This window comes from Shigella sp. FC1567 (genome assembly GCF_001743015.1).
Taxonomy (GTDB): domain Bacteria; phylum Pseudomonadota; class Gammaproteobacteria; order Enterobacterales; family Enterobacteriaceae; genus Escherichia; species Escherichia coli.
On sequence record NZ_MIIV01000455.1, the window covers coordinates 1 to 25,089 of the forward strand.

20 protein-coding genes, 1 tRNA gene and 4 pseudogenes are annotated in these 25,089 nt (G+C 53.3%); 5 read left to right on the plus strand and 20 right to left on the minus strand.

The window, feature by feature from the left end:
* On the plus strand, positions 1–261 hold a 261-nt coding region (locus BHE85_RS19915; protein WP_216080688.1), incomplete at its 5' end, for an IS1 family transposase.
* Between the two features lie 15 nt (positions 262–276).
* Here the strand turns inward: BHE85_RS19915 and BHE85_RS19920 are convergent.
* The 15 genes and pseudogenes from BHE85_RS19920 to nnr form a co-directional block, all read right to left on the minus strand.
* Positions 277–504 (minus strand): annotated as a pseudogene (locus tag BHE85_RS19920) (DUF2170 family protein); the annotation flags it as partial.
* 126 nt (positions 505–630) lie between these two features.
* Positions 631–1,362, minus strand: a complete 732-nt coding sequence (gene rlmB, locus BHE85_RS19925) for a 23S rRNA (guanosine(2251)-2'-O)-methyltransferase RlmB (protein ID WP_001293267.1) — start codon at positions 1,360–1,362, stop codon at positions 631–633.
* 180 nt (positions 1,363–1,542) lie between these two features.
* Entirely contained in the window at positions 1,543–3,984 is a 2,442-nt protein-coding gene (rnr, locus tag BHE85_RS19930) for a ribonuclease R (RefSeq protein WP_000076296.1), read from the minus strand.
* A 38-nt stretch (positions 3,985–4,022) separates the two neighbouring features.
* On the minus strand, positions 4,023–4,448 hold the full coding sequence (nsrR, locus tag BHE85_RS19935; RefSeq protein ID WP_001177639.1) for a nitric oxide-sensing transcriptional repressor NsrR: 426 nt from the start codon (positions 4,446–4,448) through the stop codon (positions 4,023–4,025).
* 204 nt (positions 4,449–4,652) lie between these two features.
* Positions 4,653–5,951 carry an adenylosuccinate synthase gene (gene purA, locus BHE85_RS19940; RefSeq protein ID WP_000527955.1) on the minus strand — a complete coding sequence of 433 codons (1,299 nt, stop codon included), beginning with the start codon at positions 5,949–5,951 and terminating at the stop codon, positions 4,653–4,655.
* Between the two features lie 103 nt (positions 5,952–6,054).
* Positions 6,055–6,252 (minus strand): DUF2065 domain-containing protein, encoded by a 198-nt coding sequence (locus tag BHE85_RS19945; RefSeq protein ID WP_001089295.1) that lies wholly within the window; start codon positions 6,250–6,252, stop codon positions 6,055–6,057.
* An 81-nt stretch (positions 6,253–6,333) separates the two neighbouring features.
* Positions 6,334–7,338: a protease modulator HflC gene (gene hflC / locus BHE85_RS19950; RefSeq protein ID WP_001232412.1), complete on the minus strand. Its 1,005-nt coding sequence runs from the start codon at positions 7,336–7,338 to the stop codon at positions 6,334–6,336.
* Between the two features lie 2 nt (positions 7,339–7,340).
* Complete coding sequence (gene hflK, locus BHE85_RS19955; RefSeq protein ID WP_000312495.1) at positions 7,341–8,600, minus strand: FtsH protease activity modulator HflK; 1,260 nt, start codon at positions 8,598–8,600, stop codon at positions 7,341–7,343.
* Between the two features lie 85 nt (positions 8,601–8,685).
* The gene (hflX, locus tag BHE85_RS19960) at positions 8,686–9,966 is read right to left on the minus strand and encodes a ribosome rescue GTPase HflX (RefSeq protein WP_000460348.1); all 1,281 of its coding nucleotides are present in this window, start codon (positions 9,964–9,966) and stop codon (positions 8,686–8,688) included.
* A 76-nt stretch (positions 9,967–10,042) separates the two neighbouring features.
* Entirely contained in the window at positions 10,043–10,351 is a 309-nt protein-coding gene (gene hfq, locus BHE85_RS19965) for an RNA chaperone Hfq (protein ID WP_001051883.1), read from the minus strand.
* Positions 10,352–10,436: 85 nt separating this feature from the next.
* Positions 10,437–11,386 (minus strand): annotated as a pseudogene (gene miaA / locus BHE85_RS19970) (tRNA (adenosine(37)-N6)-dimethylallyltransferase MiaA).
* A complete protein-coding gene (gene mutL / locus BHE85_RS19975) occupies positions 11,379–13,226 on the minus strand; it encodes a DNA mismatch repair endonuclease MutL (protein ID WP_001122503.1) in 1,848 nt (615 codons plus the stop codon). The pseudogene miaA and the gene mutL overlap by 8 nt, the downstream one beginning before the upstream one ends.
* 9 nt (positions 13,227–13,235) lie before the next feature.
* A complete protein-coding gene (gene amiB / locus BHE85_RS19980; protein ID WP_000990330.1) occupies positions 13,236–14,573 on the minus strand; it encodes an N-acetylmuramoyl-L-alanine amidase AmiB in 1,338 nt (445 codons plus the stop codon).
* Positions 14,574–14,591: 18 nt separating this feature from the next.
* On the minus strand, positions 14,592–15,053 hold the full coding sequence (gene tsaE / locus BHE85_RS19985; protein WP_000981977.1) for a tRNA (adenosine(37)-N6)-threonylcarbamoyltransferase complex ATPase subunit type 1 TsaE: 462 nt from the start codon (positions 15,051–15,053) through the stop codon (positions 14,592–14,594).
* Positions 15,025–16,572 carry a bifunctional ADP-dependent NAD(P)H-hydrate dehydratase/NAD(P)H-hydrate epimerase gene (gene nnr, locus BHE85_RS19990; RefSeq protein ID WP_011379352.1) on the minus strand — a complete coding sequence of 516 codons (1,548 nt, stop codon included), beginning with the start codon at positions 16,570–16,572 and terminating at the stop codon, positions 15,025–15,027. The genes tsaE and nnr overlap by 29 nt, the downstream gene beginning before the upstream one ends.
* Between nnr and queG the strand changes: the two genes are divergently transcribed.
* A complete protein-coding gene (gene queG, locus BHE85_RS19995; protein WP_001294223.1) occupies positions 16,571–17,710 on the plus strand; it encodes a tRNA epoxyqueuosine(34) reductase QueG in 1,140 nt (379 codons plus the stop codon). The genes nnr and queG overlap by 2 nt on opposite strands.
* Here queG and BHE85_RS20000 read toward each other — a convergent pair.
* The 3 genes from BHE85_RS20000 to orn all read right to left on the minus strand — a co-directional run bounded on the left by BHE85_RS20000 (position 17,693) and on the right by orn (position 18,806).
* Entirely contained in the window at positions 17,693–17,746 is a 54-nt protein-coding gene (locus BHE85_RS20000) for a hypothetical protein (protein ID WP_010723271.1), read from the minus strand. The two genes, queG and BHE85_RS20000, sit on opposite strands and share 18 nt — an antisense overlap.
* A gap of 228 nt (positions 17,747–17,974) precedes the next feature.
* Positions 17,975–18,050 (minus strand) — tRNA-Gly (locus BHE85_RS20005).
* Between the two features lie 210 nt (positions 18,051–18,260).
* On the minus strand, positions 18,261–18,806 hold the full coding sequence (gene orn / locus BHE85_RS20010; protein WP_001275619.1) for an oligoribonuclease: 546 nt from the start codon (positions 18,804–18,806) through the stop codon (positions 18,261–18,263).
* Between the two features lie 94 nt (positions 18,807–18,900).
* Between orn and rsgA the strand changes: the two genes are divergently transcribed.
* The 3 genes and pseudogenes from rsgA to mscM all read left to right on the plus strand — a co-directional run bounded on the left by rsgA (position 18,901) and on the right by mscM (position 24,362).
* Positions 18,901–19,953 carry a small ribosomal subunit biogenesis GTPase RsgA gene (gene rsgA, locus BHE85_RS20015; protein WP_000041971.1) on the plus strand — a complete coding sequence of 351 codons (1,053 nt, stop codon included), beginning with the start codon at positions 18,901–18,903 and terminating at the stop codon, positions 19,951–19,953.
* Between the two features lie 96 nt (positions 19,954–20,049).
* Complete coding sequence (gene asd, locus BHE85_RS20020) at positions 20,050–21,018, plus strand: archaetidylserine decarboxylase (RefSeq protein WP_000934920.1); 969 nt, start codon at positions 20,050–20,052, stop codon at positions 21,016–21,018.
* A 21-nt stretch (positions 21,019–21,039) separates the two neighbouring features.
* Positions 21,040–24,362, plus strand: a pseudogene (mscM, locus tag BHE85_RS20025) (miniconductance mechanosensitive channel MscM).
* A gap of 150 nt (positions 24,363–24,512) precedes the next feature.
* Here the strand turns inward: mscM and BHE85_RS20030 are convergent.
* Both BHE85_RS20030 and BHE85_RS20035 read right to left on the minus strand, forming a co-directional pair.
* Positions 24,513–24,812 (minus strand): annotated as a pseudogene (locus BHE85_RS20030) (glutamate/gamma-aminobutyrate family transporter YjeM); the annotation flags it as partial.
* A gap of 16 nt (positions 24,813–24,828) precedes the next feature.
* Positions 24,829–25,089 (minus strand): IS1 family transposase (locus BHE85_RS20035; protein WP_000317683.1); only part of this gene is annotated, 261 nt, incomplete at its 5' end.

Genomic DNA, 25,089 nt, shown 5'->3' on the forward strand with positions numbered 1-25,089 from the left:
ACACTGGAGCGTCTTCTGAGCCTGCTGTCGGCCTTTGAGGTCGTGGTATGGATGACGGATGGCTGGCCGCTGTATGAATCACGCCTGAAGGGAAAGCTGAACGTTATCAGCAAGCGTTACACTCAGCGCATTGAGCGACATAATCTGAATCTGAGACAACATCTGGCAAGGCTGGGACGGAAGTCACTGTCGTTCTCAAAATCGGTGGAGCTGCATGACAAGGTCATCGGGCATTATCTGAACATAAAACACTATCAGTAAGTTGGAGTCATTACCCTGATTTCTTAATAAGAAGGTATTAAATTCATCTGGATTGCTGATACTACTTACCGGACAAATAAAGGTTTCGATAATCATTTGGCGGGAAGTAAAAAGAATATTGATTTGCAAATCGCCATAATCATTCATTTTAATAATTAATGCGTTCTCGCTATTTGTTACATCAATATTTTGTTCAGGTACAGTTTGCAGCGCCGTCGCCAGCGCCAACAGATTCCATGTCATATATTATTCCATATAGATTTAGTTTAAATATTAATAAAATGAATATTTGCAGTACGTAATTATCTTACCAGCTATAGACAAAAAAAAACCATCCAAATCTGGATGGCTTTTCATAATTCAGAGGAACTAGCTGCGCTGACGCACCGCTTCAAATAAGCAAATTCCGGTTGCAACCGAAACGTTCAGAGAAGAAACACTTCCTGCCATTGGGATGCTGATCAACTCATCGCAATGTTCACGGGTCAGGCGACGCATACCTTCACCTTCCGCGCCCATCACCAGCGCCAGGCGTCCGGTCATTTTGCTCTGATAGAGTGTATGATCCGCCTCACCTGCCGTACCGACGATCCAGATATTCTCTTCCTGCAACATACGCATGGTACGCACCAGGTTAGTCACCCGAATCAGCGGAACGCTTTCTGCCGCGCCACAGGCCACTTTTTTCGCCGTGGCGTTGAGCTGGGCGGAGCGATCTTTCGGCACAATCACCGCATGAACACCAGCGGCATCTGCGCTACGCAGGCACGCGCCGAGGTTATGCGGATCGGTTACACCGTCAAGGATCAGCAGGAACGGCTGATCGAGCGAAGCGATCAGATCCGGCAAATCATTTTCCTGGTACTGACGTCCTGGCTTCACGCGGGCGATAATGCCCTGATGCACGGCACCGTCGCTTTTCTCGTCGAGATATTGGCGGTTTGCCAGCTGGATAACCACGCCCTGGGCTTCGAGGGCGTGAATCAGCGGTAACAGACGTTTATCTTCACGGCCTTTTAAAATAAAGACTTCCTGAAAACGTTCAGGGGCGCGCTCCAGCAGGGCCTGCACTGCGTGGATGCCGTAAATCATTTCGCTCATTAATGTACTCGTTGTTTACGTTTTGCCTGATGCACTACGTTTATCCGGCCTACATGATCTCTGCAATATATTGAATTTGCGTGATTATGTAGGCCGGATAAGGCGTTCACGCCGCATCCGGCATGAACAAAGCGCATTTTGTCAGCAATCTAACCCTCTTCTGTTTGAAGAGGGTAATGATCACTCTGCCACTTTTTTCTTCGCCGCACGCTTCGCTTTGGTCGCTGCAGCTATTTTCTGCGTTTTCGCCGATGGCTTTTTCGCTTTTCTCGCGTCTTTCTTCGCTGCTTTCGGCTTCGTTTTTTTCTCACCGCGGAAGGCGCTGTCTGGCTCAAAGTTTACCTTTTTACCGACCAGACGACGCTTGCCGCCTTTTTTACCTGCATCGCCTTTTTTCGCTTTCTCGCGCGCCGTTTTACCGACGTTGCGCGGTGCGCGTTCGCTGGAGATCAGGCTAAAGTCGATTTTGCGCTCGTCCATATTAACCGCTTCGACGCGAACTTCCACGCGATCGCCCAGACGATAAGTCTGGCCGCTGGATTCACCCATCAGCCGTTGCCCTACCTGGTCAAAGCGATAGTAGTCATTGTCCAGCGAAGAGACATGGACCAGACCATCAATGAATAAGTCGTCCAGACGGACAAAGAATCCAAAGCCAGTGACGCTGGAAATTACGCCTTTAAAGACGTTACCTACCTGGTCGAGCATGAAGTCACACTTCAGCCAGTCAGCCACATCGCGCGTTGCTTCGTCGGCACGACGTTCCGCCATCGAACAGTGCTGACCCAGTTGCAGCATTTCTTCCATCGAATAATGGTAGCCGCCGGTTTCAGTGGTGTTGCCCTGATGCCCCTGCTCTTTCGCCAGCAGATATTTAATGGCGCGGTGCAGCGTCAGGTCTGGATAACGACGAATCGGCGAAGTAAAGTGCGCATAGGACTGCAATGCCAGGCCAAAGTGACCACGGTTTTCTGGATCGTAAATCGCCTGTTTCATCGAGCGCAGCAGCATGGTTTGCAGCATTTCTGCATCAGGACGATCGGCAACCGACTCCAGCAGCTCCGCGTAGTCACGCGGTTCCGGCTTGTTACCGCCCGGCAGTTCCAGCCCCAGCTCCGCCAGTACTGAACGGAAAGAGGTAATCGCTTCGGTGCTCGGCTTGTCGTGAATACGGAACAATGCTGGTTCTTTGGCTTTCTCAACGAAACGCGCCGCCGAGATATTCGCCAGAATCATGCACTCTTCAATTAACTTGTGTGCGTCGTTACGCTGAGTCTGTTCGATACGCTCAATACGGCATTCAGCGTTGAAAATAAACTTCGCTTCTTCGCTCTCAAATGAGATCCCGCCACGTTCTTCACGGGCTTTATCCAGCACTTTATAGAGGTTATGCAACTCTTCGAGATGCTTAACCAGCGGAGCGTACTGCTCGCGCAGATCCTGATCGCCCTGCAGAATATGCCAGACTTTGGTGTAGGTCAGACGCGCGTGAGAGCTCATCACCGCTTCGTAGAATTTGTAGCCCGTCAGGCGGCCTTTCGACGAAACCGTCATCTCGCACACCATACACAGGCGGTCTACCTGCGGATTGAGCGAGCACAGACCGTTAGAGAGCACTTCCGGCAGCATAGGGATAACCTGCGAAGGGAAGTACACCGACGTACCACGATTACGCGCTTCTCTATCCAGCGGCGTTGGCGGACGCACATAGTAGCTGACGTCGGCAATCGCGACCCATAAACGCCAGCCGCCGCCGCGTTTTTTCTCGCAGTAAACCGCATCGTCAAAGTCACGGGCGTCTTCGCCATCAATGGTGACCAGCGGTAAATCGCGCAAATCGACACGGCCCGCTTTTGCTTCTTCCGGCACTTCTTCTTTCAGCCCGGCAACCTGTTGCTCAACAGCCTGCGGCCAGATGTACGGAATTTCATGGGTACGCAAAGCGATATCAACCGCCATGCCGGTGCCCATATTGTCGCCCAGCACTTCGACGATTTTACCCACCGCTTTGGTACGGCGAGTCGGGCGTTGGGTCAGTTCAACAACCACCACAAAGCCCATCCGCGCGCCCATGATCTGATCGGGCGGGATTAAGATATCGAAGCTCAGACGGCTATCGTCAGGAACCACAAAGCCGACGCCCGCTTCGGTAAAGTAGCGACCAACAATCTGGCTGGTTTTTGGCACCAGTACGCGGACAATACGCGCTTCACGACGACCTTTACGGTCAGCACCCAGCGGCTGAGCCAGCACCTGATCGCCATGAATGCAGGTTTTCATCTGCTCGCTGGAGAGATACAAATCATCTTTACGCCCTTCAACCCGCAGAAAGCCGTAGCCATCACGGTGGCCAATAACGGTACCTTTCACCAGGTCGAGGCGTTCCGGCAGCGCATAGCACTGACGACGAGTGAAGACCAGTTGACCATCGCGCTCCATCGCGCGCAGGCGGCGACGCAGGCCTTCAAGCTGCTCTTCGCCTTCAATGTGCAGTTCTACCGCCAGCTCATCACGGCTGGCCGGTTTTTCACGTTTGGTTAAATGTTCGAGGATAAATTCCCGACTAGGGATGGGATTCGCGTATTTTTCAGCTTCGCGTTCCTGGAAAGGATCTTGTGACATCTCGGTTCCTCCGTTGTCATCTCTGATGAAGATTTTCGTCACTCCACCAGCAATAATTTATAAAGCGGTTGATTCTCTTCAACCAAATCGGCAAGCGTGTAGTTATCCAGTTCCGTAAGAAAACTTTGCACGGCCTTAGAAAGCGCCTGTTTCAACCGACAGGCAGGTGTAATGTGGCAAAACTCACTGCTGCAATTCACCAGCGATAAGGGCTCCAGCTCGCGCACCACATCACCAATACGTATCGCACTCGCCGGTTTACCCAGGCGAATGCCGCCATTTTTTCCACGAACAGCAGTCACGTAGCCGGCACGACTAAGTTGATTGATTATTTTGACCATATGATTACGGGAGACGCCGTAGACGTCAGTCACTTCAGAAATACTGGTCATCCGCCCTTCTGGCAATGACGCCATGTAGATCAGCGCACGTAATCCGTAATCAGTGAAACTCGTTAACTGCACATCAACCTCAAAAGGGAAATCGGGAAAAAATACATTTATATTGATGATAAACCAGCCACAAGCTGTGTCGCTAATTTATTTCAGTTCGGGGAAGGAAAAAAGCGAGGATTTAACACTGTGTCGGATAGCGTAATGGCTTAACCGACACAGCAATGTATCACACTGTTAGCCCGGCAGGCAAAATATCTGCCAGGCGTACCAGAATTACGCGTCGAACGGGTCGCGCAGAATCATAGTTTCAGTACGATCCGGACCGGTAGAGATGATATCGATCGGCACACCGGTCAGCTCTTCAATACGCTTGATGTAGTTCAGCGCCGCCTGCGGCAGCCCGCTACGATCTTTCACGCCGAAAGTGGATTCAGACCAGCCCGGCATGGTTTCGTAAATCGGCTCTACACCTTTCCAGTCGTCAGCTGCCAGCGGAGTGGTAGTCACTTCGCGACCATCCGGCATACGGTAAGCCACGCAGAGTTTAACCTCTTTCAGGCCATCCAGAACGTCCAGTTTAGTCAGGCAGAAGCCAGACAGGGAGTTCAGCTGTACCGCACGACGAACGGCAACGGTGTCCAGCCAGCCGGTACGACGACGACGACCCGTCGTTGCGCCGAATTCGTTACCCTGCTTGCAGAGGAACTCGCCAGTTTCATCAAACAGTTCGGTCGGGAAAGGACCTGCACCCACACGAGTGGAGTAAGCTTTGAGGATACCCAGAACGTAATCAACATAACGCGGGCCCAGGCCGGAACCGGTCGCCACGCCACCAGCAGTGGTGTTGGAAGAAGTTACGTACGGATAAGTACCGTGGTCGATATCCAGCAGCGTACCCTGCGCACCTTCAAACATGACGAAATCGCCACGCTGACGCGCCTGGTCGAGCAGGTCAGAAACGTCAACCACCATAGAAGTCAGGATGTCGGCAACAGCCATCGTATCATCCAGAACTTTCTGGTAATCAACCGCTTCAGCTTTGTAGTAGTTAACCAACTGGAAGTTGTGATATTCCATCACTTCTTTCAGTTTTTCAGCGAAGGTTTCTTTGTCGAAAAGGTCGCCAACACGCAGACCGCGACGTGCCACTTTATCTTCATAAGCAGGCCCGATACCACGACCGGTGGTGCCGATCGCTTTCGCGCCACGCGCTTTCTCACGCGCGTTATCCAGCGCAACGTGATAATCAAGGATCAGCGGACATGCTTCAGACAGCAGCAGACGCTCACGAACGGGGATGCCACGGTCTTCCAGTTCTTTCATCTCTTTCATCAGCGCGGCCGGAGACAGCACAACACCGTTACCGATGATGCTGGTTACATTCTCGCGGAGAATACCTGATGGAATAAGATGGAGAACGGTTTTTTCACCGTTGATTACGAGAGTATGGCCTGCGTTGTGACCGCCCTGGTAGCGTACAACATATTTAGCCCGTTCAGTCAGAAGATCGACGATCTTACCTTTACCTTCGTCACCCCATTGGGTGCCCAGTACGACGACGTTGTTACCCATTTTTCAAAATCACCGTTTGCTTAAAAATGGATTCTACCATCGCTTTTTCAGAGTTACAGCACTTTTTGCACTCAAAAATGACCTCGATCAGTCTGTTTTTTGTTCAGCCAATCGTTTTCCTCAACATGTAGTAGACCACAACGCCCGCAACCACAAGTCCACCGCCAAAACGACGTAAAATATTATCGGGCAAATTGGTCATCGCAGAGATCATCTTCTTCCATGCCTTCGGGTAAAGCATCGGCCCTAAACCTTCCAGTACCAAAACCAGGGCAAGCGCCAGCCAGATTGTCGAATTCATTCATTATCCTTATAGAAAAAGAAAACCACCGACATCCCTGAGGATGCGGTGGCTTTATTGACCTGTACCGCAGTCGTTATATTAACGCGTTGCGGAAGTCGGCGTCTTCATGTAGCGGAAGAAATCGCTATCCGGGCTCATGACCATCACGTCCTGATTGCCAGAGAAGCTGTTCTCATAAGCACGCAGGCTACGGATGAATGCGTAGAAGTCCGGATCTTTACTGAATGCATCAGCAAACAGTTTGGCTGCTTCGGCATCGCCTTCACCACGCATGATGCGGCCCTGACGCTCAGCTTCTGCCAGCGTTCTGGTCACTTCATAGTCGGCAGTCGCGCGCAGTTTTTCCGCTTCTTCCTGACCTTGTGAACGGTGACGACGCGCTACCGCTTCACGCTCGGCGCGCATACGGTTGTAGATCGCTTCAGACACTTCGGTCGGCAGGTTGATCTGCTTGATACGCACATCGACAACTTCAATACCCAGCGCCGCCATACTGTTCGGGTTGATGACCGGAACTTTGCCCTTCGTCTCAGCCGTTACGCGCTCTGCCGCTTCGGCAATGGCGTTATCTGCTGCCGGGGTAGTAACTTCATCTTCTGTACCCGCAGAACCGGAGTTCAGCGCGTCACGTACTTCGAGGGTCAGACGACCACGGGAATCAGTGACGATATCTTTCACGTCCAGGCGACCAATTTCAGAACGCAGACGGTCAGAGAACTTACGTTTCAACAGCACTTCCGCTTGCGAAATGTCGCCACCACCCGTTGCCAGGTAGTAACGGCTGAAATCGCTGATGCGCCATTTGATGTAAGAGTCGACGATCAGGTCTTTCTTCTCTTTGGTCACAAAGCGGTCGGCCTGGTTGTCCATGGTCTGAATACGTGCGTCGAGCATTTTCACCGTTTCAATGAACGGTATCTTGAAATGCAGACCCGGCTCATAAACCAGAGGTTTGTTGTCATCGTCACGCAGTACCTTACCAAAACGCAGCGTAATACCGCGCTCACCTTCTTTGACGACAAAGACAGACATGTAAAGCACTACCAGCACGATGATGATAATCGCGATAACTGACTTACGCATCGTTATTCCCCCTGACGCTGGTAGTCGTTACGCTGCGCGTTGGCGCGGCGTTGGTCCATAATATCGCCCTGACTGGTGGACGACGTGTTGCTTGCTCCACTGGTTGTGGAGGAAGAGGCTGGCGGCAAACGCAGCAGATTGCTGGCACCGTTATCGCTCTTCGCCGCAGGGGCGTTACCACCTTTCAGCATCTGGTCTAACGGCAGAACCATCAGGTTGCCACCTTTATCGTTAACCAGCACTTTGCGGGTGTTACCCAACACTTTTTCCATCGTCTCGATATACAGACGCTCGCGAGTAATTTCCGGCGCGGCTTTATATTCCGGCAGAAGTTTAGCAAAGCGCGCCACTTCACCCTGAGCTTCCAGGATGGTCTGGGCCTTGTACGCACGCGCCTCTTCGAGGATACGTTGCGCCTGACCGTTCGCACGCGGCTGAACTTCGTTGGTATACGCTTCTGCTTCACGAATGTATTGCTGTTCGTTTTCACGCGCGGCAATCGCATCGTCAAACGCCGCTTTTACTTCTTCCGGCGGACGAGCAGCCTGGAAGTTGACGTCCAGCAGAGTGATGCCCATGTCATACGGACGAATCGTCTCTTCCAGTTCGCGCTGGGTATCGCTACGAATCACGGTACGACCTTCCGTCAGAATGCGGTCCATGGTGTATTTACCGATAACCCCGCGCAGGGCGCTGTCGGTAGCCTGACGCAGGCTGTCATCCGGGCTGGTCACGCTATACAGATATTTTTCCGGATAGGTAACGCGGTACTGCACGTTCATCTCAACGCGCACTACGTTCTCGTCCGACGTCAGCATCACACCGGAAGCGGCCAGTTCACGCACGGCTTCCACGTTTACCGGTTTGACTTCGTCGATAAACGTCGGTTTCCAGTTCAGACCCGGCTCAACCAGATGGCTGAATTTACCAAAGCGTGTTACCACGCCGCGTTCGGCTTCTTTAATGGTATAGAAACCACTGGCCGCCCAGATAATGACAATCGCTGCCGCTGCGATGGTAACGACACGACCGCCAAGCTGCGGGCGCGGGCCTTGCGATGAACTGCCACCGCCAGATCCGGTGCCTTTACCGCCGCCCAGACCACCGAGCTTTTTGCTCAGTTTGCGGAAGATATCATCTAAATCAGGTGGCCCTTGATCGCGACCGCCTTTGTTTCCATTTCCCTCAGAGTTGCCGCCAGGTTTGCTGCTTCCCCACGGGTCGCGGTCTTGTCCGTTATTACCGGGCTGATTCCACGCCATGTTTGTGCTCCATATTTGTTATGCGGTGATCCCTGTTGTCTTTCGACGCCAGAGGATATGACTCCACGCTTCAGACGCTACGCCGTTAGATCAGGTAATCGATCAACGCCGGTTCTTGTTTACAGAGGCGACGCCAGTCAACGATCGGCATACGAACTTGCAGACTTACGCTGCCGTCCTCCTCCATCCACTCTTTTTCTATTGCCTGAAGCTGATAAAAACGACTTCTCAGACGCCCTTCCTGCGGTGGCAGACGCAATGTATGCTGCGCCACCTCGCCGGAAAGCCGCTCCGTCAAAGCCTGAAAAAGCTGTGGTATCCCCGCTCCGGTCTGTGCGGAAAGCCAGACACGGATCGGTTTGTTCTCTTCGTCCCGATCAATACGCGGTTCGAAATCTTCCAGCATATCGATCTTGTTCATCACCAGCAGGGTTGGGATCTCGTGAGCGTCGATCTCTTCAAGAACCGTATTCACCGCTTCGATGTTTTCTTGTACACGCACATCCGCCGCATCAATGACGTGCAGCAGTAATGTGGCTTGCCGCGTCTCTTGTAACGTGGCTTTAAATGCCGCCACCAGATCGTGCGGCAGATGGCGAATAAACCCTACGGTATCTGCAAGTACGGTTTCACCGACATCCGCGACGTCAATACGCCGCAACGTCGGGTCGAGGGTGGCAAACAACTGGTCTGCCGCGTAGACCCGCGCTTCGGTGATGCGATTGAAAAGGGTAGATTTACCGGCGTTGGTATATCCCACCAGCGAAACAGTAGGAACGTCGGCTTTGATACGCGATTGCCGCCCCTGCTCACGCTGCTTTTCAACTCTTTCCAGGCGCGACTGTATCTGCACGATGCGATTACGCAACAAACGACGGTCGGTTTCGAGCTGGGTTTCACCCGGACCACGCAAACCTATCCCGCCTTTCTGTCTTTCAAGGTGGGTCCAGCCACGCACCAGGCGCGTAGCCAGATGGCGCAGCTGCGCCAGCTCAACCTGCAACTTACCCTCATGGGTACGCGCACGTTGGGCGAAAATATCTAAAATAAGGCCGGTGCGGTCGATGACACGACACTCGCACAAACGCTCCAGGTTACGCTCTTGCGCCGGGCTCAGGGCATGGTCAAAAAGAACGACCGAAGCACCCGTCGCTTTGACAGCTTCCGCAATTTCAACTGCTTTACCTTCACCTACAAAATACTTTGGGTGCGGCGCTTTACGGCTACCGGTAATCACCTGCAATGCTTCGACACCGGCGGAAGAAACCAGAGATTCAAACTCCTGGAGGTCTTCCATATCTTTGTCTTTCGTAAAATAGATGTGTACCAGTACCGCCTGCTCACCAGCATCATAACGGTCAAACAAGCGTATAACCCTCTAAATAGATCAGCGGGGAACGCAGGATCGCTGGCTCCCCGTGTAAAAAAAACAGCCCGAAACCTTATTCGGTTTCTTCGCTGTCCTGTTGCGCGGAAGTATTCTGCGCGCTGCTACCATGATGGTAGTTACTGCTGGTACCGCCACCGGCGTTGTTACTGTGATGAGAAACCGGACGAGACGGGACAACAGTAGAAATCGCGTGCTTGTAAACCATCTGGCTGACCGTGTTTTTCAACAGGATCACGAACTGATCAAAAGACTCGATTTGCCCTTGCAGCTTAATACCATTCACCAAATAAATAGAAACTGGAACACGTTCCCGACGCAGTGCGTTCAGGAACGGATCTTGTAAAGATTGCCCCTTAGCCATTCTCTCTTTTCCTTATATGCTTATTTGTACTTTGAACCTTTCGATTCTGAAAAAATTGCGCACGATACGTCTCAATTGTACACATTCAGCCTGCGATAGCACCAACAACCTGTAATACTTCGTCACGCGCCTGTTCTGGTTTTTCACTGTCAAGCCAGTGAACCCCTTCCCAACCACGCAGCCAGGTTATCTGCCGCTTCGCCAACTGTCTCGTGGCGCAAACACCTCGATAAACCATTTCATCGTATGAGATTTCGCCTTCAAGGTAAGACCACATCTGGCGATAACCCACGCAACGAATGGAAGGCAAGTCCGTATGCAAATCTCCTCGGGCAAAAAGCGCCCGGACTTCTGCTTCAAAACCTGAAGCCAACATCTGATGAAAACGCTGCTCAATGCGTTGATGGAGCAGTTCACGGCTCGCCGGGGCGATGGCGAACTGATGCACCTGATACGGTAGAGCGTCTCCTGACGTTTGCGTCAGTTCCGTTAAAGTTTTACCCGAAATGAAAAAAACTTCCAGTGCCCGGGAAAGCCTTTGTGGATCATTTGGATGAATCCTTGCTGCCGCAACCGGATCTACCTCCTGAAGTTGACGATGCAATGACTCCCAACCTTGCTCTGCCGCCTGTTGCTCAATTCTGGCCCGCACTTCCGGGTCTGCCGACGGTAGCGGCGACAACCCTTCCAGCAATGCCTTGAAATACAACATCGTACCGCCCACTAACAGTGGGATCCGCCCCGCCGCGGTGATATCGGCCATTTCCGCCAGCGCATCGCGGCGAAAATCAGCAGCCGAGTAAGCCTGCGACGGATCGCGAATATCCAGCAATCGGTGCGGCGCGGCGAGTAACTCTTCAGCGTTCGCTTCGCCGTCCCGATATCCATCCCTTTGTAAATAAGGGCAGAATCAACGCTTATCAACTCTACTGGTAAAATTTTACGCAGCTCAATGGCTAACGCCGTTTTACCGGAGGCCGTCGGCCCCATCAAAAAAATCGCCTTAGGCAGGCTCGCCTTACTGATATCACTCATCTTTCAGGGCTTTTATCGCCGGATGTAAATCAACAGATTGTAACAGACCACCCGGCGGCGTTTTCACAAGTTGCGGACATAACCGTTCCACGTCCGCCAGCAGGGTTATGGCCTGTGCCATTGACCACTGCGCATGTTCGCTCATCAGATTTCGTGCAATCCACTGCGCAATATTGCCAGGTTCGAATACGGACTGCTTCGCCAGGTAGCCTATCAGTTCAGGAATCAAGATTTGTAAATTTTGTTGGCGTAAGGGTAAAGGCACGGCCCTGATGGTCACATGCTGTGCATCTGACTGGAAATCAATACCCAATTCCGCCAGGGCAGACTGCGCTTTTTCTAATGCCGATTTTTCTTCGCCAGAAACTTTTAGCCGCAACGGAATAAGCAGCGGCTGAGCGCAAACTGGCGCTTCACCCGGGGTCAGTTGTACCTGACGCAGCCAACGTTCTGCCACTGGCAAGGCTAAAAGTGAAATGTTGCCGTCGCGCTCCAGCAACGCACAGTCGGAATGGACGATAGTCAGTACCCGACCAAAACTCTGACTGTTCGCCGCAAGTGCAGGTTCCTGCGGTTCCGGCGCTTTTAATTTTTGCATCGGCGCGGGCGTTTGCAAAAGCTGGCGATACACTTCACCTTGCTGTTTCTGGTAGCCTGGCTGCGCATTCGGCCAAGGGGCAGCCGGACGACTGCCTGATGCTGGCGCAGGAGTGTAGCGCGGAGCTACCGGCTCACGAGCTGCCGGTTCTGCAAAGTGATTGCGCCCCGCCGCCACGCGGTTTTCCGGAATGGAACGCGGTGCAGGTTGGGGTTCATCGTCCAGCGGTAGCGGCGTTTCCAGTTGCTGTTGTAGCACGCTCAGCACGCCCTGATAGATAAAATCATGCACCAGACGCGACTGATGGAAACGCACTTCGTGTTTGGCGGGGTGCACGTTGACGTCCACCTGATGCGGATCGATCTCCAGATACAGCACAAATGCCGGTTGCTGATCGGCCCCCAGTTTGTCTTCGCAGGCCTGGCGGATCGCGTGATTGATCAGGCGATCGCGCATCATGCGACCGTTCACGTAGCAATACTGAATTTCTGCCAGTGCGGGCGTGGTGTGATTTGGATCGGCCACCCAGCCGCGTAGCGTGAGATCGCCGTGTTGCCATTCAATCGCCAGCGCTTGTTCAAGAAAAGCGGTGCCGCAAATCGCGCCTAAGCGCCGTTCTTTTTGCCCGCCTTCCGGCACTGCGCGGTACTGACGCACAATTTTACCGTTATGCGACAGGTTGATCGTGACGTCGAAACGCGCCAGCGCAATGCGGCGGATGATCTCATCAATGTGGTTAAATTCGGTTTTCTCGGTGCGCAGGAATTTGCGCCGCGCCGGGGTGTTGTAGAACAGATCCAGCACCTCCAGCGTCGTCCCCACAGGATGCGCCGCCGGTTTTACCGTCACGTTCATATCGCGCCCTTCGGCATAGGCCTGCCAGGCTTCCTGCTGTTCTGCGGTGCGTGAAGTGAGCGTCAGGCGGGAAACCGAACTGATACTCGCCAGCGCCTCACCGCGAAAGCCCAGGCTGATAATGGCTTCGAGATCGTCCAGAGAGGCGATTTTACTGGTGGCATGACGAGCCAGCGCCAGCGCCAGCTCATCTTTTTTGATACCGCAGCCGTTATCACGAATGCGGATAAGTTTCGCCCCACCGCGTTCGATATCAATATCGATACGCGTCGCACCTGCATCGAGGCTGTTTTCCACCAGTTCTTTGACTACCGACGCAGGTCGCTCGACCACCTCACCTGCGGCAATCTGGTTCGCCAGTTGTGGCGGTAAGACCTGAATTGGCATCAATCGTCCTTAGTTTGGCAGCGTGCGATCTGGCGTCGTCACCGTACTGGCCGTTTGTGCCGTTGCACCCTGCGGCGCAGATTGCATCGGATGCGCAAGGAAATAATTGCGCAGGCCTTTGTAAATGGCTTCTGCCAGCTGTTGTTGGTAATCGTCGCTCGCCAGCAAACGTTCTTCGCTGTTGTTGCTGATAAAACCGGTTTCGACCAGTACTGACGGGATATCCGGCGAACGCAGAACGCCGAGACTCGCGTGTTCTGGTCGGCGTTTATGTATTTCGCCAATGCGTTGCAACTGACTGATCATACTGGTCGCTACATCATACCCTACCCGCTGGGAATGACCGAACTGTAAATCCAGCACCGCCTGGCTTAAATAGGGATCAGACTGACTGTTCGCCAGCACATCGCCCGCCCCACCCAGCAGCTCCGAATGTTTCTCGTGCTGCTCCAGCCAGCTGGCCATTTCGCTGTTGGCGCGACGGTTAGAGAGCACCCATACGGAAGCGCCAGTCGCACTGCGGTTCGGTGCGGCATCAGCGTGAATCGACACGAGGAAATTAGCGTTTTGCTTACGTGCCACATCGCTGCGCCCCATCACCGAAATAAAGTAATCCCCGTCACGGGTTAAAACGCCTTTAAACATCGGATCGTCATTGAGCAAAGTACGCAATTTACGCGCGATGGCGATGGTGACATTTTTCTCCCGCGTACCACCGGGGCCGATAGCGCCAGGGTCCTGACCGCCGTGTCCGGCATCAATAGCGATGATAATTTTATCGCCAGTGTTAGCCGTCGCGCGCGCTGCCGGACGCGTTACCGTATTACTGCTGATAACACCCGTAGTGCGGTTACTTTCCGTTTTAAACGGATTGCGCGCCGGTTCGCTGACGCGCGGTGCGACAACCGCAGGCGTTTCAACGCGTTTCGCAACCACGGGCGGCGGAGGAGGCGGTGGCGGCACATCGGCGTTAATCGTAAAGACGACAGTGTAATTGCTGCCATTCTGCCGCTTCACCGCTTCGGTTTTACCATTTTCGGTAAGATCGACCACCAGCCGTAGCGTTTGTGCATCTTTAGGCGTTCCAGAGCGAATCGCCTTCACCAGATTATTGCCGCTGAACAACAACGGCAGTCCCTGAATCACGCCCGTTTGTTTGATATCGAGCGCCACGGTGCGTTTGCTTTGATGGCTAAACGCATAATCAGGATCGCCAATAAAACTCAACGTTATCCGCGCCTGTTGATTACCGTTAGAAACCTGAATATCAGAGAGCGTCGCGGCACCCACCGGCGTGCACAGCAGCAGCAGCGTCGCTACCAACCAATTTCTGATGCGATACATCATCCCGCCACCTTTCAAAGGTTAACCGGCTAAACGCGCCAGCAACAATTCACCCGCAGAGGAAACCGCACTCACGCGCGCCTCACGGCCTTGTGCCTGATAATCAATGTGTATTTCGACATCCGGGTCAGGAAGAACACCTGTACCTTGTTGTGGCCACTCCACCAGGCAGATGGCATCGTTGGCAAAATAATCGCGGATCCCCATAAACTCCAGCTCCTCGGGATCGGCAAGGCGGTACAAATCAAAGTGATAAACCATTAAATTGTCGAGCGTATAGGGTTCGACCAGCGTATAAGTGGGGCTTTTGACATTACCCTGATGACCCAGAGCTTGTAAAAAGCCCCGGCTAAAGGTGGTCTTACCTGCGCCTAAATCGCCATACAGATAGATTACGGTTGCGCCATCGCAGGCTTTCGCTACCCGCTCGCCCAGGTCTAATGTTGCCTGCTCATCAGGGAGCGGAATTACTCGATTCATCATGGTTTTTATCAGTCACTTCCGGGTTAACAATACGCTGTAGCGTGGAAAAGAGATCGGTTGCCAGCATCCCGCGCGTTCCAAAACGCGCCGCCAGTACGTCAGCTGCCGCACCGTGCGCGACACAGCCCGCACAGGCGGCATCATACGGCGACAGTTTTTGCCCAAGCAATGCGCCAATAATACCAGAGAGCACATCGCCCATGCCGCCGCTCGCCATGCCTGCATTTCCGGCATCAATAATGCCTAAAGCGTCAGGATGGGCGGCGACCACGGTTCCGGCACCTTTCAGCACCGCTACGCCGCCATAACGTTGTACCAGACGTTTGGCGCAATGTAAGCGGTCACTTTCAATTTCAGCGACGGAACAGCCTAACAACCGTGCGGCCTCGCCAGGATGCGGCGTGATCACGCGATTGTGACGCTTATCGGGATTGATTGCCAGCAGGTTCAATGCATCGGCATCCCACAACATCGGTTTGCGAAAATTCTCAACTTTTTGCAGTGCTTTTTTCCCCCACTCTTGCTGGCCCAGACCGGGACCAATCACCACCACATCGGCCCATTCCAGGCTTTCGGTAAGAGAGTCCATCGTCAGTTCATGCACCATCAATTCCGGTCGTGCAGTCAGCAGCGGCGCAATGTTTTCACTGCGGGTCAGTACTCGGACTAAACCAGCACCAGCACGCAGCGCCGCTTCCCCCGTCATACGAATAGCCCCCGCCGTGCCGTGATCGCCACCGATAATTACCAGCCGCCCGTGATCGCCTTTATGCGAAGTCGGGCGACGCGGTTTTAGCCAGTGAGAAAGTTGTTCTGCTGAAAACCGCTGAATTTTCGTCTCCTGACCTGCCAGCCAACTATCCAGCCCCAGTGAGTCAAAATGCAGTTGTCCGGTAACATCCCGCGCTTTTCCAGTGAGCAAGCCTGGTTTCAGCGCAATAAAAGTGATGGTGTGATCGGCGTTGATCACCGCGCCTGGCGTAGCGCCAGTTTCAGCCAGCAGGCCGGAAGGGATATCAACCGCCACAATCGGCGCAGGATGGGAATTAGCGTGGTCGATTAACTGGCTAATGGATTCGCGGGGCGCTTGCCGCAAACCGGTACCGAGCAGCGCATCAACAATCAGATCTACCGATTCGGGCCAGACAATATTCGAAGCATGGATCTCGCCACCCGCGTTTAACCATGCTTCGCGTGCCAGCGCGGCCTCTTCCGGCAACGGTTTGTCGCTCTCCTGGGCAAACAACGTGACCTCAATGCCGACCGCTTTGGCCAGTCGCGCGACCACGTAGCCATCGCCGCCGTTATTACCATGACCGCACAGCACCAGCCAGTGGCGGGCGTCAGGATACGCCGAACGACACACCTGGAATGCGGCCTCGCCAGCGCGAAGCATCAGCTCATAGAGTGTGAGCCCCAGCACATCTGCCGCCTCGCGTTCTCCGCGGCGGATATCGTCGGCGTACCAGACGGTGTGTGGTATACTTACGGGGTTTTTCTTCATTGTATGGTCCGTCATGTCAGAGCCCCTCGATCTCAATCAGTTAGCGCAAAAAATTAAACAGTGGGGGCTGGAACTGGGCTTTCAGCAGGTAGGTATTACCGATACCGATCTCAGCGAGTCCGAGCCCAAACTGCAAGCATGGCTGGACAAACAATACCACGGCGAAATGGACTGGATGGCACGTCACGGTATGCTGCGCGCTCGCCCTCATGAGTTATTGCCCGGTACGCTGCGCGTGATCAGCGTGCGGATGAATTACCTTCCTGCTAACGCCGCATTTGCCAGCACGCTGAAAAACCCCAAACTCGGCTATGTTAGCCGTTATGCGCTGGGCCGTGACTATCACAAACTTCTGCGCAACCGACTCAAAAAGCTGGGCGAGATGATTCAGCAACATTGTGTTTCGCTGAATTTTAGACCGTTTGTCGATTCTGCGCCTATTCTCGAGCGCCCGTTAGCTGAAAAAGCTGGGCTCGGCTGGACAGGTAAGCACTCACTTATCCTCAATCGCGAGGCCGGTTCGTTCTTCTTTTTAGGCGAATTGCTGGTCGATATTCCGCTGCCCGTGGATCAACCAGTCGAGGAAGGATGCGGTAAATGCGTGGCCTGTATGACGATTTGCCCGACCGGTGCCATCGTCGAGCCATATACCGTCGATGCTCGCCGCTGTATCTCTTATCTCACCATCGAACTTGAAGGGGCGATCCCGGAAGAGTTGCGACCGTTAATGGGAAACCGTATTTACGGTTGCGATGACTGCCAGCCTATCTGCCCGTGGAATCGCTATTCACAACTCACCACAGAAGAGGATTTCAGCCCGCGTAAGCCGCTACACGCACCGGAACTCATTGAGTTATTCGCCTGGAGCGAAGAGAAGTTTTTAAAAGTCACGGAAGGATCGGCGATTCGTCGAATTGGTCACCTGCGTTGGCTGCGTAATATCGCCGTAGCATTAGGCAATGCCCCTTGGGATGAAACGATTTTGACAGCGCTGGAAAGTCGTAAAGGTGAGCACCCACTTCTCGATGAGCACATAGCGTGGGCGATTGCGCAGCAAATAGAGAGACGAAATGCGTGCATAGTCGAAGTGCAATTGCCGAAAAAACAGCGTCTGGTTCGGGTGATTGAAAAAGGGTTACCGCGTGACGCCTGATTCATCCACAGCTTGTGAATAAAAATAAAAACGCATTGCAATTCAAGACGAATAAAATCGTCAAGTGATCGACTCGACAAAACGGAATCTTAATTTTTAACTTATCTATCAATAGGTTAAAAAAATACTATTCACCGTGCGAAGTTTCTTTGAAATTAAGATTACAGCCTGAGGCTGTGGATAACTCTGTTTACAAGAGTTTGTCAGAGACAACGAAAACCAGCAATAACGCATCGCTGTGGATATTTTATTGAGAGAAGAATTTGGAGCGGGAAACGAGACTCGAACTCGCGACCCCGACCTTGGCAAGGTCGTGCTCTACCAACTGAGCTATTCCCGCGTACTACTTAATTTTGCTTTCGTAATTTTCGCATTTCTGCGTCGTTACGGGAGGCGTATTATACGAGAAATCTTTCCCTCTGCAACCCCCCAAAAAAGTTTTTTTTGCGTTTTTATCTCAAGTGCTGAAATTATCAGCAAGACGTTCAATTTAGCGTCAAAATCACGCCGCCGCAAGTGGATTCCGGCGCTTACGTGACCAGGAAAAATTTTACAGCTTGATAAAATGCTCGCGGTAGTAAGCCAGCTCCGCCACCGATTCACGGATATCATCCATCGCCTGATGCGTCCCCTGCTTGGTAAAACTATCCAGAATTTCCGGCTTCCAGCGGCGCGCCAGCTCTTTCAGGGTGCTGACATCGAGATAACGGTAGTGGAAGTAGGCTTCCAGCTCCGGCATGTATTTAAACAGGAAACGACGGTCCTGTCCGATGCTGTTACCGCAAATCGGCGATTTTCCCGCAGGCACCCACTGTTTTAAGAATTCGAGCGTTGCCAGTTCAGCTTCCCGATCGCCCATCGTGCTCGCTTTCACGCGCTCTACCAGCCCGCTGGCGGTATGGGTGCGCACGTTCCAGTCATCCATCAGCGCCAGCTGTTCATCGGACTGATGTACTGCAATGGTCGGCCCTTCTGCCAGAATATTCAGGTTGGCATCGGTCACCAGCGTGGCAATCTCAATAATGCGATCGCGCTCGGGATCCAGACCAGTCATCTCAAGATCGATCCAAATCAGGTTGTTTTCATTGGCACTCATGCTATTTTCCACCCATTCACAGTGACTATATTGATCCACAATTGCGTGTATCATAGATGTTTTGCCCATCAGGGGCGACCAGGAGTCTGTACGATTGAGTAAAAATAAACTCTCCAAAGGCCAGCAGCGCCGCGTGAACGCCAATCACCAGCGTCGTCTTAAAACGTCTAAGGAGAAGCCCGACTACGACGACAATCTGTTTGGCGAGCCTGATGAAGGTATCGTCATCAGCCGCTTTGGTATGCACGCTGATGTGGAATCCGCCGATGGCGACGTTCACCGCTGCAATATTCGCCGTACCATCCGTTCGCTGGTGACCGGCGACCGTGTAGTCTGGCGTCCGGGTAAACCGGCGGCGGAAGGCGTAAATGTCAAAGGGATCGTGGAAGCGGTGCATGAGCGTACCTCGGTGTTGACGCGTCCGGATTTCTACGACGGCGTAAAACCTATTGCCGCCAACATCGACCAGATTGTCATTGTCTCCGCCATTTTGCCGGAGCTGTCACTCAATATTATCGACCGTTACCTGGTGGCCTGCGAAACCTTGCAGATTGAGCCGATTATTGTGCTCAACAAGATAGACCTGCTGGACGACGAAGGCATGGCGTTCGTCAACGAGCAGATGGATATCTACCGCAATATCGGTTATCGCGTATTGATGGTTTCCAGCCATACTCAGGATGGGCTAAAACCGCTGGAAGAGGCGTTGACCGGGCGCATCAGCATTTTTGCCGGGCAGTCTGGCGTCGGCAAATCCAGCCTGCTGAATGAGTTGCTGGGGCTGCAAAAAGAGATCCTGACCAACGATGTCTCTGACAACTCGGGGCTCGGTCAGCACACCACGACCGCCGCTCGGCTGTATCACTTCCCGCACGGCGGTGATGTGATTGATTCCCCTGGTGTGCGTGAGTTCGGCCTCTGGCACCTGGAGCCGGAACAAATCACTCAGGGCTTTGTCGAATTCCATGACTATTTAGGTCTGTGTAAATATCGCGATTGCAAACACGATACCGATCCGGGCTGCGCTATCCGGGAAGCGGTTGAGGAAGGGAAAATCGCGGAAACCCGTTTCGAAAACTATCACCGTATTCTGGAAAGCATGGCGCAGGTAAAAACGCGTAAAAACTTTTCTGATACGGATGACTGACAATTAAGCTAACCGTCGTTAGAATCGTCCCCTTTTTTTCAGGATCCGGCATGTTGGCCGGATCAGGAACGACAAAACAATGGCCTGGAGGCTACCTTGTTAAATTCATTTAAACTTTCGCTACAGTACATTCTGCCGAAACTATGGCTTACTCGCCTGGCGGGTTGGGGCGCAAGCAAGCGGGCAGGATGGCTGACAAAACTGGTTATCGATCTGTTCGTTAAATACTACAAGGTCGACATGAAAGAGGCGCAAAAGCCGGACACCGCCAGCTACCGCACCTTTAACGAATTCTTTGTCCGTCCGCTGCGTGACGAAGTACGCCCAATCGATACCGATCCGAATGTACTGGTCATGCCTGCCGATGGCGTTATCAGCCAGTTGGGTAAAATCGAAGAAGATAAAATCCTGCAAGCCAAAGGCCACAACTACAGCCTCGAAGCCCTGCTGGCAGGCAACTATCTGATGGCGGACCTGTTCCGCAACGGTACGTTTGTGACCACTTACCTCTCCCCGCGTGACTACCATCGCGTACACATGCCGTGCAACGGTATTCTGCGTGAGATGATCTACGTGCCGGGCGATCTCTTCTCCGTTAACCATCTCACCGCTCAGAACGTGCCGAATCTGTTTGCCCGTAACGAACGCGTGATTTGCCTTTTCGATACCGAATTTGGCCCAATGGCGCAGATTCTGGTCGGAGCGACGATTGTTGGCAGCATTGAGACGGTCTGGGCGGGCACCATTACGCCGCCGCGCGAAGGTATCATCAAGCGCTGGACCTGGCCTGCCGGGGAAAACGACGGTTCTGTGGCACTGCTGAAAGGCCAGGAAATGGGTCGCTTTAAACTCGGTTCCACCGTTATCAACCTGTTTGCACCGGGTAAAGTGAATCTGGTTGAGCAACTGGAAAGCCTGTCTGTCACGAAAATTGGCCAGCCGCTGGCAGTATCTACCGAAACCTTTGTTACGCCAGACGCTGAACCCGCCCCACTTCCTGCTGAAGAGATCGAAGCAGAACACGACGCCAGCCCATTGGTTGACGATAAAAAAGACCAGGTCTAATCCATCAAAGGAAACGCTGACGTGCGCCTGATTATCACTTTTCTGATGGCCTGGTGCCTCAGTTGGGGGGCGTACGCCGCGACGGCCCCCGATAGCAAACAAATCACTCAGGAACTGGAGCAGGCAAAAGCGGCGAAACCCGCACAGCCGGAAGTCGTAGAGGCGCTCCAGTCTGCCTTAAATGCGCTTGAGGAACGAAAAGGTTCCCTTGAGCGCATCAAACAATATCAGCAAGTTATCGATAATTATCCGAAACTCTCCGCTACTCTGCGCGCACAATTAAACAACATGCGTGACGAGCCGCGCAGCGTGTCGCCGGGAATGTCTACCGACGCGCTGAATCAGGAAATTCTCCAGGTCAGCAGCCAGTTGCTGGATAAAAGCCGTCAGGCCCAGCAAGAGCAGGAGCGCACCCGCGAGATTGCCGATTCGCTGAATCAACTGCCGCAACAGCAAACCGACGCCCGCCGTCAGTTAAATGAGATCGAGCGCCGCCTGGGAACGCTTACCGGCAATACTCCGCTCAATCAGGCACAAAATTTCGCGTTGCAGTCTGACTCTGCACGTCTTAAGGCGCTCTTGATGAACTGGAGCTGGCGCAGCTGTCTGCCAATAACCGCCAGGAATTAGCGCGCTTACGCTCAGAGCTGGCGGAAAAAGAGAGCCAGCAACTGGATGCGTATTTGCAGGCCTTGCGTAATCAATTAAACAGCCAACGTCAGCTTGAGGCGGAGCGGGCGCTGGAAAGTACCGAATTGCTGGCAGAAAACAGCGCCGATTTGCCGAAAGATATCGTCGCGCAATTCAAAATTAACCGCGAACTATCGGCGGCTTTGAATCAACAGGCGCAGCGGATGGATCTCGTTGCCTCGCAACAGCGTCAGGCTGCCAGCCAGACGTTACAGGTCCGGCAGGCGTTGAATACGCTGCGTGAACAGTCGCAATGGCTGGGATCGTCCAATCTGCTCGGCGAAGCGCTGCGGGCGCAGGTGGCACGGCTGCCAGAAATGCCAAAACCACAACAGCTTGATACCGAAATGGCGCAGTTGCGTGTGCAACGGTTACGTTATGAGGATCTGCTTAATAAACAGCCGATGCTACGGCAAATCCATCAGGCCGACGGTCAGCCGCTGACCGCCGAGCAAAACCGTATTCTGGAAGCACAACTGCGCACTCAGCGTGAGTTGCTGAACTCATTGTTGCAGGGTGGCGACACGCTACTATTGGAACTGACCAAGCTGAAAGTCTCCAACGGGCAACTGGAGGATGCGCTGAAAGAGGTGAACGAAGCAACGCACCGCTATCTGTTCTGGACCTCTGACGTGCGCCCGATGACCATCGCCTGGCCGCTGGAAATCGCCCAGGATCTGCGTCGTCTCATTTCGCTGGACACCTTCAGTCAGTTGGGCAAAGCCAGTGTGATGATGCTGACGAGCAAAGAGACAATTTTGCCGCTGTTTGGCGCGTTGATTCTGGTCGGTTGCAGTATTTACTCGCGCCGCTATTTCACCCGTTTTCTTGAACGTTCGGCGGCGAAAGTTGGCAAAGTGACTCAGGATCACTTCTGGCTGACGTTGCGCACTCTTTTCTGGTCGATTCTCGTCGCGTCACCGTTACCGGTGCTGTGGATGACGCTGGGTTACGGCTTGCGCGAGGCGTGGCCTTATCCGCTGGCGGTCGCGATTGGCGATGGTGTAACGGCTACCGTGCCGCTGCTGTGGGTAGTGATGATTTGCGCCACCTTTGCCCGCCCGAACGGCTTGTTTATCGCTCATTTTGGCTGGCCGCGCGAACGTGTTTCCCGTGGGATGCGCTACTACCTGATGAGCATCGGGCTTATTGTGCCGCTGATTATGGCGCTGATGATGTTCGATAACCTCGACGACCGTGAATTCTCCGGTTCGCTGGGACGGCTTTGCTTTATCCTCATTTGCGGTGCGCTGGCGGTGGTCACCCTCAGCCTGAAAAAGGCCGGGATCCCACTGTATCTCAACAAAGAGGGCAGCGGCGACAACATTACCAACCATATGCTGTGGAACATGATGATTGGCGCGCCGTTGGTTGCCATTCTGGCGTCGGCTGTGGGTTATCTGGCAACGGCACAGGCGCTGTTAGCGAGGCTTGAAACCTCGGTTGCCATCTGGTTCCTGCTACTGGTGGTTTATCACGTTATCCGCCGCTGGATGCTGATCCAGCGCCGCAGGCTGGCGTTTGACCGGGCGAAGCATCGCCGGGCAGAGATGTTAGCGCAACGTGCGCGTGGCGAAGAGGAAGCGCATCATCACAGTAGCCCGGAAGGAGCAATTGAAGTCGATGAAAGCGAAGTCGATCTCGATGCCATCAGTGCGCAATCCTTGCGGCTGGTGCGCTCAATTTTGATGTTGATCGCCCTGCTTTCTGTCATTGTGCTGTGGTCAGAAATCCATTCCGCTTTCGGCTTCCTCGAAAATATTTCGCTGTGGGATGTCACCTCCACGGTACAAGGCGTAGAAAGTCTGGAGCCAATTACCCTCGGTGCGGTGCTGATTGCCATTCTGGTGTTTATCATCACCACGCAGCTGGTGCGCAACCTGCCCGCGCTGCTGGAACTGGCGATTTTGCAGCACCTGGATTTAACGCCGGGTACAGGCTACGCCATCACCACCATCACCAAATATCTGCTGATGCTGATTGGCGGGCTGGTCGGCTTCTCGATGATTGGTATTGAATGGTCGAAATTGCAGTGGCTGGTCGCCGCGCTCGGTGTTGGTCTCGGTTTTGGTTTGCAGGAAATTTTCGCCAACTTTATCTCTGGTCTGATTATCCTGTTCGAAAAACCGATTCGCATTGGCGATACGGTGACAATTCGCGATCTCACCGGTAGCGTGACGAAAATTAACACCCGCGCCACCACCATCAGCGACTGGGACCGTAAAGAGATAATCGTGCCGAACAAGGCGTTTATTACCGAGCAGTTTATCAACTGGTCGCTCTCTGACTCGGTTACGCGCGTAGTGTTGACGATTCCGGCCCCTGCTGATGCCAACAGTGAAGAAGTGACGGAAATCCTGCTCACCGCAGCGCGTCGCTGCTCGCTGGTGATCGACAACCCGGCACCGGAAGTCTTCCTGGTGGATCTGCAACAAGGGATTCAGATTTTCGAGCTGCGTATTTATGCCGCTGAGATGGGTCACCGTATGCCGCTACGCCATGAGATCCACCAGCTGATTCTGGCTGGCTTCCATGCCCACGGTATCGATATGCCATTCCCGCCCTTCCAGATGCGTCTGGAAAGCCTCAACGGTAAACAAACGGGGAGAACGCTGACGTCTGCGGGCAAAGGTCGTCAGGCGGGAAGTTTGTAATGCATGAAGCTGCCAAATGATGTCAACGTGGCTCATTTAGCAGCTTAACATCATCTTCAGTTATCACCGGCCCTGGAGAGTATCATCCATACGCATTACTTCCTGACAACTCATCGCCGGAGAGACGATGAGTTGCAGGATTTCATATGATCAGTCGAGAGCTAACTCAGGTTTATTCGCCATGCGACTGCAATAGTTCTGGTAAATCGCCATCGCTAACAGCGAGAAGAAGACAGGGCCGCCAATCATCCACAATGTGCTGTCCCAGTCTCCGGCTTCAACCACAGGCGGAATAATGGTGAAGACGTTCGCAAATGTCACCACCAGTACGACAACCACCGTCGCAATCATTGCCGACATACGCGTTTTGAAAATCACAAATGGTCTGTCGAGATCCTGACGTGCTTTAAAGAATGGGAAAGCCAGCGCGAGGAACAGGTAAGGAAGCGTCGGTAATGACTCCAACTTACTGATAGTGTTTTATGTTCAGATAATGCCCGATGACCTTGTCATGCAGCTCCACCGATTTTGAGAACGACAGTGACTTCCGTCCCAGCCTTGCCAGATGTTGTCTCAGATTCAGATTATGTCGCTCAATGCGCTGAGTGTAACGCTTGCTGATAACGTGCAGCTTTCCCTTCAGGCGTGATTCATACAGCGGCCAGCCATCCGTCATCCATACCACGACCTCAAAGGCCGACAGCAGGCTCAGAAGACGCTCCAGTGT

Coding starts and splice junctions, on each gene's coding strand:
- nnr (WP_011379352.1), bottom strand. CDS start 16,572: ATGACGGACCATACAATGAAGAAAAACCCCGTAAGTATACCACACACC.
- hflC (WP_001232412.1), bottom strand. CDS start 7,338: ATGCGTAAGTCAGTTATCGCGATTATCATCATCGTGCTGGTAGTGCTT.
- orn (WP_001275619.1), bottom strand. CDS start 18,806: ATGAGTGCCAATGAAAACAACCTGATTTGGATCGATCTTGAGATGACT.
- BHE85_RS19945 (WP_001089295.1), bottom strand. CDS start 6,252: ATGAATTCGACAATCTGGCTGGCGCTTGCCCTGGTTTTGGTACTGGAA.
- mutL (WP_001122503.1), bottom strand. CDS start 13,226: ATGCCAATTCAGGTCTTACCGCCACAACTGGCGAACCAGATTGCCGCA.
- queG (WP_001294223.1), top strand. CDS start 16,571: ATGTCAGAGCCCCTCGATCTCAATCAGTTAGCGCAAAAAATTAAACAG.
- hfq (WP_001051883.1), bottom strand. CDS start 10,351: ATGGCTAAGGGGCAATCTTTACAAGATCCGTTCCTGAACGCACTGCGT.
- purA (WP_000527955.1), bottom strand. CDS start 5,951: ATGGGTAACAACGTCGTCGTACTGGGCACCCAATGGGGTGACGAAGGT.
- hflK (WP_000312495.1), bottom strand. CDS start 8,600: ATGGCGTGGAATCAGCCCGGTAATAACGGACAAGACCGCGACCCGTGG.
- rlmB (WP_001293267.1), bottom strand. CDS start 1,362: ATGAGCGAAATGATTTACGGCATCCACGCAGTGCAGGCCCTGCTGGAG.
- rnr (WP_000076296.1), bottom strand. CDS start 3,984: ATGTCACAAGATCCTTTCCAGGAACGCGAAGCTGAAAAATACGCGAAT.
- amiB (WP_000990330.1), bottom strand. CDS start 14,573: ATGATGTATCGCATCAGAAATTGGTTGGTAGCGACGCTGCTGCTGCTG.
- tsaE (WP_000981977.1), bottom strand. CDS start 15,053: ATGATGAATCGAGTAATTCCGCTCCCTGATGAGCAGGCAACATTAGAC.